13 protein-coding genes are annotated in these 12,862 nt (G+C 60.3%); all 13 read right to left on the bottom strand.

Translation table 11 applies throughout. The annotated features are described in order from the left end of the window. Nucleotides 1-4: 4 nt before the first annotated feature. Nucleotides 5-838: a hypothetical protein gene (locus tag B5526_RS02755; RefSeq protein ID WP_079536678.1), complete on the bottom strand. Its 834-nt coding sequence runs from the start codon at nt 836-838 to the stop codon at nt 5-7. Between the two features lie 95 nt (nt 839-933). Next, on the bottom strand, nt 934-2,049 hold the full coding sequence (locus B5526_RS02760; protein WP_197688406.1) for an SDR family oxidoreductase: 1,116 nt from the start codon (nt 2,047-2,049) through the stop codon (nt 934-936). Between the two features lie 46 nt (nt 2,050-2,095). Beyond that, nucleotides 2,096-3,037: a D-2-hydroxyacid dehydrogenase family protein gene (locus B5526_RS02765; protein WP_079536681.1), complete on the bottom strand. Its 942-nt coding sequence runs from the start codon at nt 3,035-3,037 to the stop codon at nt 2,096-2,098. After that, entirely contained in the window at nt 3,034-3,873 is an 840-nt protein-coding gene (locus tag B5526_RS02770) for an alpha/beta fold hydrolase (RefSeq protein ID WP_079536683.1), read from the bottom strand. The genes B5526_RS02765 and B5526_RS02770 overlap by 4 nt, the downstream gene beginning before the upstream one ends. Continuing rightward, nucleotides 3,870-4,340 carry a 2,4'-dihydroxyacetophenone dioxygenase family protein gene (locus B5526_RS02775; protein ID WP_079544640.1) on the bottom strand — a complete coding sequence of 157 codons (471 nt, stop codon included), beginning with the start codon at nt 4,338-4,340 and terminating at the stop codon, nt 3,870-3,872. Before B5526_RS02775 ends, B5526_RS02770 begins: the two co-directional genes overlap by 4 nt. Nucleotides 4,341-4,488: 148 nt before the next feature. Further along, entirely contained in the window at nt 4,489-5,193 is a 705-nt protein-coding gene (locus B5526_RS02780; RefSeq protein ID WP_079536685.1) for a glutathione binding-like protein, read from the bottom strand. A gap of 242 nt (nt 5,194-5,435) precedes the next feature. Next, entirely contained in the window at nt 5,436-5,993 is a 558-nt protein-coding gene (locus B5526_RS02785; RefSeq protein ID WP_079536686.1) for a YkgB family protein, read from the bottom strand. 118 nt (nt 5,994-6,111) lie between these two features. Continuing rightward, a complete protein-coding gene (locus B5526_RS02790; RefSeq protein WP_079536688.1) occupies nt 6,112-6,687 on the bottom strand; it encodes a carboxymuconolactone decarboxylase family protein in 576 nt (191 codons plus the stop codon). A 183-nt stretch (nt 6,688-6,870) separates the two neighbouring features. After that, nucleotides 6,871-7,764 (bottom strand): sensor histidine kinase, encoded by an 894-nt coding sequence (locus B5526_RS39675; protein WP_154071097.1) that lies wholly within the window; start codon nt 7,762-7,764, stop codon nt 6,871-6,873. Between the two features lie 150 nt (nt 7,765-7,914). Next, nucleotides 7,915-10,320: an ATP-binding protein gene (locus B5526_RS02800; protein WP_079544641.1), complete on the bottom strand. Its 2,406-nt coding sequence runs from the start codon at nt 10,318-10,320 to the stop codon at nt 7,915-7,917. Between the two features lie 288 nt (nt 10,321-10,608). Beyond that, complete coding sequence (locus tag B5526_RS02805; RefSeq protein WP_079536692.1) at nt 10,609-10,977, bottom strand: response regulator transcription factor; 369 nt, start codon at nt 10,975-10,977, stop codon at nt 10,609-10,611. 113 nt (nt 10,978-11,090) lie between these two features. Next, nucleotides 11,091-11,720 (bottom strand): response regulator transcription factor, encoded by a 630-nt coding sequence (locus B5526_RS02810; RefSeq protein ID WP_079536694.1) that lies wholly within the window; start codon nt 11,718-11,720, stop codon nt 11,091-11,093. Nucleotides 11,721-12,332: 612 nt separating this feature from the next. Next, nucleotides 12,333-12,836 (bottom strand): YkgB family protein, encoded by a 504-nt coding sequence (locus tag B5526_RS02815; RefSeq protein ID WP_079536695.1) that lies wholly within the window; start codon nt 12,834-12,836, stop codon nt 12,333-12,335. Nucleotides 12,837-12,862: the final 26 nt, after the last annotated feature.

Genomic DNA, 12,862 nt, shown 5'->3' on the forward strand with positions numbered 1-12,862 from the left:
CAACTCATGGAAAGAAAATCACGGCCTGACCGTTCAGGCGAGGCAGCCTCGCAACTGCACCGAGGCAATCTCCAGTCTCGAAATCGAAGGCGACGACTTCGTCTTGAGCCACGCAATAGAGCCGGGTATCCGGCCCGAAGCGCAAACCCCGCGGCTTCTGAAACTGCACACCGTCTTTTGGAACAAGCACCCGCGCGAGACGCCCATCAGTGTGAGCATATTCGCGGATCGTCGTCAGCGCATTTGCCGCACCGAATGGATGCTCGCTGCTAACGACGATATTGCCGCTTGGCGCGATCGTAAGGTCCAACGGACTGAGATCGGGATCCCTCACCTTCCATGATGGGAGCATCCGGCGATCGGAATCGAACGCCAGAATGGTGTTATCGCCCTCGCCGCCCGGCCCGATGCCGGAGGCGAGAAAGAGCCTGCCATCATGCCCAAATGCAAAGCCGCGCGGAAACGGAACGACATGGGGCGGCAAGATATATTCGCCTGCCCTGTCGAGCTTTCTGGCGAACGCCATGATCGTTCGCTCGCTGCGGAGGCCGACATAGTATCTGCCGTCCGGCCCAAAATTGCCGCCGCCCGGATTCAATCCGACGATGCTTCTGCTCGCGTGCACCACATGTCCGTTGCGGTCGAGCGCCAGAATCCGATCGGAGCCGCTGTTGACGAAGAGCAATCCATCGACCCGGCTGGTCCCAAGCCCACGAGGGTCGACGATGCGCGGATCGCTGCCGAAAACGCCAATCGGCTTACCGTCATCGGCGAAAGCGAGAATTTTTCCGTAACCCGCGCCGTTCGCACCGGTCGCACTTGTAACGAGGAGGGTCATGTCAGTCCCGGAGCCCGAGGCCGCTGCTGCCGCCTGTTATCACCGCTACTTTGCCCTGCAATCCAGGCACCATTCTCTTCCCTTCCGATTCCGGACTACTTCGCGGCTGACGGCAGGAGCTTGTGGTCGATCAGAGACTGCAGTGCGTTGCGGAACGAGTCCTCGGTATCAATCGTCTTGGTGAATCCAGCCTGGCGCAGCTTGACCGTGCTCACGAAGGCCCGAGGTCCTGCCGGAGCGCCATAAGCGAACGCGAAGTCAGCATGCTGGTCCCCATGGCCAACCAGCTCCCGCAGGTTCCGCGAGCGAAGATCGTACTTTGCGACGATCCGGTCCCAGATATCCGCGTTTTCATCGAGGTATGCTGTCACGCTCGTTGGCATGTCCGGCCCGGTTTCGACACCGAGGGTTTCGGCGATGGCCGGCCACACATTGCGCCACTCGAACACGTCGCCGTTGGTGATGTTGAACGCCTCGTTCGCGGCCTGGGGCGACTGCGCAGCCCAGACCATCACGTCCGCGACGAGGTCTGCATCGGCGGCCTCCCAGACGAACGACGGACCGCCAGGAAAGCCGAACGGTTCACCCTTCTCGCGGCGGATTGCCGCGTAGGCTCCGATGGCCGGAATAACGTTCAACGCGCCTGGGGTGGGACCGGTGACGAGCTGCGGACGTAGAGCCGTATAATTGAAGCCATGCTTGGCACCCATCTCACCCACATAGGCTTCCTGGTCGAAGAAGAAGTTCGGATGATCTTTGCGGACATTACGTTCGCGGGCCGGGATTGGGATCGGGTGCAGGTGCACGCCGTAGATCTTCGTTCCCTGCAGAATGCTGACGTGCTGGAAATTGGCGGCGGTACGCACGATCGGCGCCACCACGTTGCGCAGCATGGCGTTGTTGGTCTCGATCTGTTCCTTGCTCGACCAGCCAGCGACCAGCTCAGGCCTCTCGTGCAGGGCCGTGTAGGCGATATGCGTGATGTCGGTCAGCGGCTCGAACGCGGCGCGGGAGCTTTTCTCGTCCCGCAGATCGACGGATAGAAACTGGACGTCGCGGCCGCTCGGCAGCTCGGGCTTGCGGCGCGAGACGCCAACCACCTCCCAGCCCGCGGCAAGAAACTTCTCGATCGCGGCGACGCCCAGCAGGCCGCTTGCACCTGTGACCAGCACCTTATTCCGAACGATCTTTCCTTGGTTGCTCATGCTCATGATTCTTGGACTCCTGTTGATGAGCAGGTTTGCTCGTCACCGACGCCTATGCGGCCGTTGCGTTAACCTCGAGCCATTTTGCGATGTTGGCAGCGGCGTCGCCGTAGAAGGTCCGATAAAGATCTTCGGTTACGTAGCCGATGTGAGGCGTCGCGAGGACGTTCTCCAGCTTCCGGAAGGGGTGATCTAGACCCAACGGCTCAACCTCGAACACGTCGACCGCGGCCCCGGCTATCTGGCGCGTCTGCAGCGCTTCGATCAGAGCCACCTCGTCGACGATCGGACTACGCGATGTGTTGACGAGTCTCGCCGTCGGCTTCATCAGGGCGAACTCGGGCGCCCCGATCAGCCCTTTGGTACGACTGCTCAGGACGAGATGGACGGTCACGATGTCGGCCTCGCGGAACAGCGTCTGCTTGTCCACGAGGGTAGCACCAGCGGCGCTGGCTTTCTCCTCAGTGAGGTTCTGGCTCCAGGCGATCACCTTCATGCCGAACGCGAGGGCGATGCGCGCCACGTCTCTTCCGATGTTACCCAGCCCGACGACGCCCAGGCTCCTACCTCTCAGGTTTGAGCCGAGGCTTGTTTGCCATCCCCCGGCCTTGAGCGAAGCGGCTTCCCGGTCGATGCCTCGTATGCTGGCCAGAATCAGCGACCAGGTGAACTCGATGGTGGGTGTGGAGTCATAGCCGGTCGCTGTGACCGCGATGCCGAGATCGGTCGCGGTCTGGCTGTTGATGGAGGCGTTTCGCGGTCCGGTCGACGCTATCAGCTTGAGGTTCGGGAGCCGCTGCAGGATCTCCCCCGTAAGCGGCGTGCGTTCGCGCATGACGCATATTGCGTCGAACGGGCGCAGGCGCTCGACCACTCCCGAGGGATCGGCGATATGATCGTTGAATACGGTGATCTCGGCGTGCCGCCGGACGGCCGACCAGTCGGCAAGCCGCAGCGCAACGTTCTGGTAGTCGTCGAGGATCGCAACTTTCATTGGACCCCCTCCTTCTGCTTGCCGGTAAAGAACCCGCCCAGAGCTCCCGCCACAGCTTTGGGATCGTTTTCCATCGGAATGTGTCCTGCCGACTTGATCCGGACGAGCCTCGTGTCCGGAATCTCGCGCGCATAGCGTTCGGCATAGTCGATTGTCTGAAATGGGTCGTCCTCGCCCCACACCAGAAGCTTGGGCGTCTTTGACTGCAGAAGAGCCGGCAGCATCTCCATGGTGTGGCGGTGGTCCGCGGCGCCCGCGAGCGCCAACCAGGAGCGGGCAACCCTCGGGTCTGTCCAGGGATCGAGATATTCGGCGATCTCGGCTTCGCTTGCCGGACGCCCGAGCGCCTTTACGACGGACACGCGGCGCGCGGCCAGTACATCGTCCCGCGTCGTCGCGGCGGCCACTGCCGGATCCCGGAAGCGGGCAACGCCGGGCACCGGCCAGGAGTCGTACATGATGCCGTTCACCACGGCCACGCGCGGCACCTCCACGGTTCCTGCGAGCGCCAGATGCTGCGCCACCCCTCCGCCAATGTCATGGCCGGCGACCATGACCGGCCCCTCATGCCCGAGCGCTTCGAGGAAACGCACGAGCCAGGCGGAGAGACGCGGGACCGAAGCCTCGCTCAGGGTGAGTTCGCCTCCGGAGCGGCCGAAGCCGGGGAAATCGACCGCCACCGGGCGAAGGCCCGCCGCGGCGATGCCGTCGAGCACGGGCTGCCAGACGCGGCTCCAATAGGTGCCATGAAGCAGGAGCACCAGGGAACCGCCCTTGCCGGCGGTCAGATAGCTGATCGGAACGCCGCCTACGTCGAGGGTCTCGCGCCTCGTCATCGGACGATCCTCTTCACATGTTCCTTGCCGAGCCCGACGGCTTCATAGTGGCTGGTCGCGTGCTCGAGCTTGGTGAAAACATCTTCGTATCCGAGCGCCTCGCCGTAGGGATCGACATAGGTGTATCCACCCGTCACGTGAAAGAGCGTGGCCATTTCCTTCACGTCGTCCGGAACGACGAGCGTGTGCGTCTCGCCGGGCGGCTCGAATGCGTAGTCACCAGGCGTCGCGATCCAGTCATGCTCGAGGTAGCGCCATCTTCCGCGCAGCGTGAAGGCGTGCACCGGTCCGGAATGGCGGTGACGCGACAGCACGCCCGAGGACCGGACCCTGAGGATGTTGATATAGTAGCCCTGGCTCACATTCAGGACGAGCGGCCTGAAGGCAACGGTCGGCGACTGCGGCACCCATTCGCGTTCGTCCCCGTCAAGTTCCAGCGCGGAGCCGACGAACACATCCGGCACCATGCCTGCGGGCTGGGGTTTCTGGTAGGCGATCTTGCTCTGGTCGATGGACCGGCGCGCAGGCGCCTGCTGTTGCTCCGATGAAGACTTCGTTGTCATTTTGACCTCCAACACACAAATGGGACGTCGGGCGATTTGCGGCTCGTTGTCGTCAGACTGCCGGCACTCTTGCGCCGGTCTGTCCGAACAGGATCTTCTTCCCTTCCTCGGTGACGGCGGGACGGCTCGAGTACGGCTCGCCTCTGGCATACGCCCGCTGCGTCCCGGGGCGCTCGCGCACCGTGTCGAACCAGCGCCGCAGGTTCGGGAAATCATCCAGATTCTGCTGCTGGCGCTTCCAGGGAACGATCCAGGGATAGGAAGCCATGTCGGCGATGCTGTACTCGTCGCCGGCGACGAACGTGCGGTTTTCGAGATGATGATCGAGCACGCCGTACAGACGGTTCGTCTCCTTCACGTAGCGGTCGATCGCGTAAGGAATTTTGCTTGGCGCGTAGATGCCGAAATGGTGGTTCTGTCCGGCCATCGGCCCTAGCCCGCCCACCTGCCAGAACAGCCATTCCGTCGCGGTCTTGCGGCCGCGGACGTTCTTCGGCAGGAAGCGGCCGGTCTTGTCGGCGAGGTACAACAGGATGGCGCCCGACTCGAACACGCTGATCGGTTCGCCGCCGTCGGACGGTACGGTATCGATGATCACCGGCATGCGGTTGTTCGGCGAGATGGCGAGAAAGTCGGGCTTGAACTGATCGCCGGCGCTGATGTCGACCGGGTGGATCGTGTAGTCCAGTCCCGCTTCCTCCAGGAACATCGTGATCTTGTGACCGTTCGGCGTAGGCCAGTAGTAAAGGTCGATCATTTCCGTCTCCTCTGCTTGTCCGCCAAGTGCGAGGCCGCGGGCCCTGCCCCTGCCGGTGGCAAGGTGCGGCCTCGGTCGCGGTCAGGCGGCGCGCTTCAGCTTCCCCGGCGCTCCACTCCGCGCCCTTCATGAACGGATCAAGTGGCGTCTGCGCGATCATCTCTCGTCTCCCTCGAATGAAGTGGCGGTGACAAACTTGCGCATCCGCCGGCGCCGGCGGCAGTCGCCCTGGGCAATATCATTCATTCCTGTCCGGAATGAACGAGACCCGCGGTCTTCGAGCGCCGTACGGCCGGTTCATGTTGGGTGACGCGCACCACGTCCTGCTTCAACAGATAGAACGAGACGGCCAGCAGCACGACATCCTTCATCAGGAACGGGACGTTGCCGGTCATCGCCGGAAATCCGGCCGCAGGATCCCAACCGTCAGGCATGAAAGGAATTATCGTGACCGTCGCGATGAAAGTCGCGGTCGAACCGGCGGCACCCAGAATTCCGAGCCGCTTGTCCCAGAACCCTGCAAGTAGTAGAGCGCCGAACGTCCATTCGGAAACACCGAGAAACCAGCTTGCACCCTGATGGCCGAACACGGGGTAGAGCCACCATATCAGCGGACCGTTGCTGATGAAGGGCACGAGCCGCTCCGCCTCATATGGCCACCATTTCTGGTAACCGAAGAAGAAAAACATGATCACCATCGATGCGCGGACCAGATGGTAGTCGAGATCCTCGGTGAGCAGGCCGGACCGGCGCATGATCAGGACGAATGGACTGATTGCCTTATTGAAAATCGCGTTCATTGTTGTAACTCCTTATGTCAAGCGTCGACATGCAGTCGCTTCACGCGACCGCGGGAAGTCGATTTCAGTGTCGGACCACGCCGCCCCCGCGAAGCGAGGGCGGCTTTTCTGACGCCGCTTAGGCGGCGGGCTTGAGCTTGCCGGGCGGAGTCCACTCGGCGCCCTTCATGAAGGAATCGTTCGGTGTCTCGGCAAGGTGGTTGGTATAGTTGGAGATCAGCTTGGTCGCGGCGAGAACGAGGACGTCGAGCACCGCGCGATTGTCATAACCCGCGGCCTTGAAGGCAGCGACGTCGGCCTGGCTCACCACGCCGCGCTGGCGAGTGACTTTTGCGGCGAACTGGCGCAGCGCCTCGAGCTTCGCGTCGGCGATGGGACGGCCTTCGCGGACGGCCGCGATCGCCGCATTGTCAACCTTCGCCATGCGCGAGAGGTTGGTGTGACCCGCCATGCAATAGGTGCACTCGTTCTCGTAGATGATCGCGAGATAGACGATGTTGCGCTCCTGCGGCGTGAAACCCGTCTTCTCGGCAATGCCCCAGAGCGTGCTGTAGGCCTCGAGCGCCGCCGGACTCTCGGCGAGGATGCGGTGCAGGTTGGGCACGAAGCCCCAGCCCTTCTGGATGCTGTTTAGTATCTCGGCAGAGGCTGCCGGCGCGGTGGTAGTCTCGTGAAGCGTGAATCCGTTGATCATTTCTCTCTCCCTTCTTGAGCAGCAAACGATGTGGCCGCACCATCACCCATTCCCCGGCGCGGCGGCAGACGCGATCTGGCGATATGATTCATTCCGATGAGGAATGGGAACCTCTTTGCGCAAATGAGCTGCCAATCCCGTTGACCGGAACCGATTGTGTCGGGGCTGCCCATGATAATTTTCCTAATTGCGCGCCCTTTTCTCTTCTTGCGCGGTGCTTGTCCTCTTTCGGTCTCTGCTTCGTCCCGCGCGCGCGACGAAAATGGAAAAGCGAGACCCGCGGCAGGGAGTAGAGGCGACGTCGATGCGGTGGCCCAGAATTCCGATCGCTTGGCGCACGATGAAGAGCCCGATGCCCAAACCGTCACATCGTGCGGCATCAAGCCGGGTGAAAGCCTCGAAGATCTTCGGCATTTGTTCGCCAGGGATTCCAATGCCCGTGTCATACACATCGATCCGGATACTCGAACCGAAGTGCCTGCAACCAAGAAGGATGCGACCTCCGGGCTGTGTGTACTTGATTGCATTGCTGACCAGATTGCGCAGGGCGGCGCCGAGGAGCAGGCTGTCACTCAGTATCGAGGCGTCGCTGGAAACCATGTGGATGCCTATGCCCTTGCTCAGCGCAGCCTGTTCGTTCTCCCGGCAAGCCTGCCGCAAGACCTGATGGACGCGTACCGGCGTGAGCTCGAGACGCCGTGTACGTTCTCGGACGCGCAGCGCAGTCAGGATCTGCTCCAGTTGCTCCCTAAGCCGGTCGATCGCCCTTTGACCGGACCGCAAACATCGCAGTTCGGAGCTCGTTCGGATTCCAAGCCCAAGGAGTTCGTGAGCGCTTTGAATGACCTGGAGTGGCTGCCGGAGATCGTGTCCGGCTATGGCGAGCAGCACCGCCTCGAAGTTCGAGACTCTGTGCGGCCTAGCAGAGGCCGTCATGTTCCAAGATACCGGTCGCGTCGCGCCAGCTGTTGCCCGGAAACTCTCGTTGCGTTCTTCCGTTCCGATATGGTCGTCACCTGACTGGAAAGCGCCGCTTCGATCTCCAAAACCCGCAAAAACTTGCTCGGTCATAACCATCCTCCACCCACGATTGAAGTCCGTGCTGGTGAGGAGGATTATCCAGCCGGTGGCTTTTGGCCTATTGCCCAAGCGAATGTCGGGGTAACACCTTGGTATCAAAGATCTAGCCGATCGGCTGAGCCAGGCGATTCAAAGTGGTGACGGCAGTTAAGTTTGAGCAGCATCCGTAGCGGGAAGCTCGAACCAGAACCTGGCGCCGCCGTGGATCGTGTTGTTGTCCGCGCCGATCCGGCCACCATGCGCTTCAACGATCGACCGGCAGATCGACAAGCCCATGCCCATGCCCCCCTCCTTTGTCGTGAAGAAACTGTCGAACAGGCGGGAAAGATGCTCCGGCTTGATACCAGGGCCGCTGTTCTCGACGGTACAGCGTATGGTTGCGGCATCAACCGCTTCCGTGGAAATAGCTATTTTACGGTCGATGGCAGACGCCTGTGCTATCGCCTGCAATGCATTGACCACCAGATTGACGACAACCTGTTGCAGTTGGGTGCGGTCGGCGAGCACTTTCGGACCCGCGGCCGCACTATGGTACGACACCGTCACGCGACGGGATTGCGCTTCGTGCCGCAGAAACTGCAACACCTCGCTGATCAGATCGTCAATTGACACCAACACGCGCTCTGGTGGCCGCCGGGCGGCCATCGAGCGGATCCTGGCGATGATTTCCGATGCGCGCCGCGCGTCGGCATTCATCCGCTCAAGCGACGAGCGCACTTCGTCGAGATCGGGCGCTGGCCGATTAAGCCAGCGTAGTCCCGCATCAGCACTGGCGCCAATGGCGCCAAGGGGTTGATTGATTTCGTGGGCGATCGAAGCAGTTAGCTCTCCCAACGTTGAAACTCGTGCAGCATGCGCAAACTTCGCCTGGATCTGTTGGAGTTCCTCCTGAGCCCGGGCAAGATCGGTCAGATCAACGAGCGCAATGAGATTGACGCCGACGTCAGTCCGCGTGGCCGTGAAGAGCACGTCGATCACGCGCCCGTCCAGCGTATTGACCTGCGTTTTTTCCTCGTATGTCGTCTCGCCGCGGAAACGGCTTTCCAGCGTCCGGCGGATCGTGTCCGGTCGCGCTTGCCAGAAGTGCGTCGCAGGCCCGAGCAGCTCGCGCCGATCCTTGGCGCCGAACATCTTTACGGTAATGCCATTAACTTCCTCGACCACCATGACTTCGATCGCGTTCGGCACGAACTCGGGATGAGCATCGAGATAGGCAGGAAAGTCGACCACGCCCGCGCCTGCCACGTCCTTGAACATTTCGAGCAATCCGCGGACATTGACCTGCCAAAGCGAAATAGGCATGTGATCAAACAGTCTGCGGTATTGTTGCTCGCTCTGCTCCAACGCCGCATAGGCAGCCTTGCGCTCGGTTACATCCATGACTGCGCCCATGAACTGAAACCCGCGGCGCTCATCTTTAACAAGGTGCGCAACGACATGAAGATGCTTGACCAAGCCGTCAGGCATCAACAGCCGGTGCTCAAAATCGTAGTCCTGTTTCTCCTCCGCAGCATGCTCGACGGCCCGTCCGACGGCCGCAATATCATCGGGGTGGACGCGATCGAGCACCATCTGGATGGAGGGCTTGCTCGCGGGGTCGTACCCAAGAATCTTGTAGCATTGGTCGGACCAAAAAATCTCGCCGCTCGACACATTCCAGCCGAAGCTGCCGGTGTGGCTCAGGTTTTGTGCTTCGGCGAGGAAGGTTTCCTGCATTCGCCGCAGCGCGGTTTCGGCCCGCTTGCGCTCGGTGATATCGGTATTGCTCTCCAGCGTACCGATCGGTTTTCCCTCCGCGTCCCTCTGCAGGGACCACCGGCTTTCAACAGTAACTCGTTCGCCCGTACGCGTCGTGTGGACAAGTTCGCCTTCCCAGCGGCCGGTGCGTGACAAGATTTGATCGATGTCAATGAGCGGAGCCGGAAAGACCGTTTTTAGCAGATCATGGGTGATCTTGCCGGCCGCCTCGCCTCGTTTCCAACCATAAAGCTCTTCGGCGCCCCGATTCCAGTATCGAACCACATTGTTCACGTCTTTGACGAATACGGCGTCGTGGGTGAGATCGAGAAGCCGCGCCTGTTGGCTTTGCACTTCGCCGAACTGGCGGACCCGCCTTACCAACCCCGTGATTGCGAGCGAAGTGAAAAAAAATGCGATCAGAGTGAGCCAATCTTGCACGTCCCACATCTGAAACGAGAAAATCGGCTCGAAGAAGAAATAGTCGAGACAGCCGGCGACCATCAACGAGAAGATGACTGACGAAATGAAGCTGTCCAGCAGAGAGAGCAGAACGATTACAATCAAGTAGATCGGGACAACGACCCTTGGCTTGAGGTCGAGTTCAAAGCCGACCCAGGTCACCAGCGCGATCATGGCACCGCCAACGAGCCAAAGCGCAATCAGGTAGCGGTAGTTCGTGGTCCGCTTTTCCGTCGATAGCGACTCCGGTACCAACAGCGTACTTGCCTGCAAGGTGCGAAGATCGCTAACGGTCCGCTGCAACAGCCCGCCCGAATTCGTCGCTATTTTCCCGAGTTGCTCAAAGCCGCTCATGGGACGATTCTCGATGCGAGCGCTCAAGCTTCCTGCCGGCTCCGCATGGCGCTCAAACGGACCGGTATGCAATCGACAGCCTAACAATCGCGCTATTTTACAACATTCCGAATGCAACGGCCACCAGCTTGCTACCGCAACCTTGGGCTAACCCTGCTGGGCCCGCATTTCGGATAAAACCGAGCGCATAACTCGCGGAAAAAGCGAGGTAAAACGGCCGAGCACCCCGCCCGTTATCCGTTTTGCTCCTGGCGGATCATCCGCAGAAGTCGCATTGAAGGGCTAAGTCTAACTGTTCAGCGCCCTCTCCAGACAACCTACAAGTATTTCCGATTCAATTGGCTTCTTGAGAAAACACATTGCACCGCTCGCGAAAGCCTTCTCTTCAAGACCGGGCTCAAGGCGCGCGGTGATCATGATCACCGGCAGAGAGCATTGTTGTGCAGTCAGGTGCTCTTTAAGGTCGATCCCGCTCATTCCAGGCATCTGAATGTCGGTGATCATGCACGCGAAACTTTCGGCATCCCCATGCGCCAGAAAATCTTCAGCGGAAGCAAAGCCGCGAGCATCATAACCGAGCGCACGGACCAAATCTATAAGTGAGGTACGCATCGAATCGTCGTCATCAACGATGGAAATTTTTCGTGTCACAGGCATCCGGCCGTCCTTGAAATATTCCGAGCATCGCCGCTGAGTCGCGGGGCGAATGCGACATTAGTCGCATGCGCGACCGCGTCTTGTAATCAGACTCAGGTATGAGGAACCGCCAGTCAGGGTTCCACGGTTTTCAACGCATCGGCCATCCGGACCAGATCGGCAAGAGTGCGTGCACCCATTTTTCGCATTGCGGCGCCGCGATGAATCTTGACGGTCACCTCGCTCAGGCCGAGGTCTCCTGCCACCTGCTTGTTCATCTTCCCTGTGGTCACAAGCATCATCACTTGCTGCTCGCGCGGCGTCAGCGTCGCGAAGCTTTCGGCGAGACGTGCGGTGTCGCCTGATTCGGCGCGGCGCTTTCGGTCTCGCTCAATTGCCGCGGCCGCCGCGTCGAGCATATCCTGATCGCGAAAGGGCTTGGGCAGGAAGTCCATCGCGCCTGCCTTCATGGCGCGAACCGACATTGGTATATCGCCATGACCGGTGATCAGTATGACAGGAAATCGAATACCGAGGCCAATGAGCTGGTCCTGGAAATCAAGTCCGCTTGTCCCCGGCAGCCGCACGTCAAGTACGATACATCCCGGGGCATCGGTCCTGGCAGCGTCGACGAACTCGCTCGCCGATCCGTAGGTCCGAGTCTGTATTCCGACCGAGCGAAACAGACTGTCAAGGGAAGCCCGCAACGATTCATCGTCATCGACAATATGAACAACCGGCCTGTCGTTCGATTCCTGTACCATTAGCCTGCGCCCAGCGGACAGCTTCTCAATATCAGGTCGCGTCGCTGCTCCTGATCACACCAAGGCATGATCGTATCAGACCTTTATCACTGCCAAAAGTGGTCTGTCGATTGCGCAAAAGGCAGAAACATTCCATCGGCGGCAGAGCAGCAGCATGAAGGGTCCATAAAATCAATTCGATAGGAGGAAACCCGAGCTCCACCGAGCAGTGAAAGATGTCCCTCGCGGGACGATGGATGAGGTGAGTTCGCATGTCTGCTGCAGCGGCGAACCCAGGCCTCGAACCATCAGCGGGCAACATTCCGGGCCAAAACCGGAGGTCCGATCAAGCCCGAAATCGTATTCGCAACAGCGGCGGGGAACATATGATGTTGCGGCGCAGTCGGCAAGTTCGCGCTGGGGCGCGACATCGTCGTGTAAGTACAAGGCTTCCTAGGCTTTCCCGCAACTCGCTAAGCCTTCTAAGCGCGCAATGAGCATACGAACAAGACAGGCGCAACGAATGGGTTTATTCCGAAGTGGAATAACGGTTTTGCTGGGGCGTGGTTCCACTGTACAGAAAGCCGCCGGCAAGCTGTTGCTAGCCGACGGCTTTTCGAGTTACCGGCAGCATCATTGCTTCGTGACGCGCACCACGTCCTGCTTCAACAGATAGAGCGACACAGCCAGCAGCACCACGTCCTTCATCAGGAAGGGGACGTTGCCTGTCATCGCCGGAAATCCGGCCGCAGGATCCCAACCCTCCGGCATCAAGGGGATGATCGTGACGGTGGCGATGAAGGTCGCGGTCGAACCGGCCGCGCCGAGGATCCCGAGCCGCTTGTCCCAGAAGCCGGCGAACAGCAGCGAGCCGAACGTCCATTCGGAAACACCGAGGAACCAGCTCGCGCCCTGATGGCCGAACACGGGATAGAGCCACCAGATCAGCGGACCGTTGCTGATGAAGGGAACGAGCCGCTCGGCCTCATAGGCCCACCACTTCTGGTAACCGAAGAAGAAAAACATGATCACCATCGACGCCCGGACGATGTGGTAGTCGAGGTCCTCCGCGAGCAGGCCCGACCTTCGCAAGGTGGCGACAAGCGGGTTGAATGCGGTGTTGATAAGCGAGTTCATTGTCGTAACTCCTTGTGTTGAGCATC

Source organism: Bradyrhizobium lablabi, assembly GCF_900141755.1.
Taxonomy (GTDB): Bacteria; Pseudomonadota; Alphaproteobacteria; order Rhizobiales; family Xanthobacteraceae; genus Bradyrhizobium; species Bradyrhizobium lablabi_A.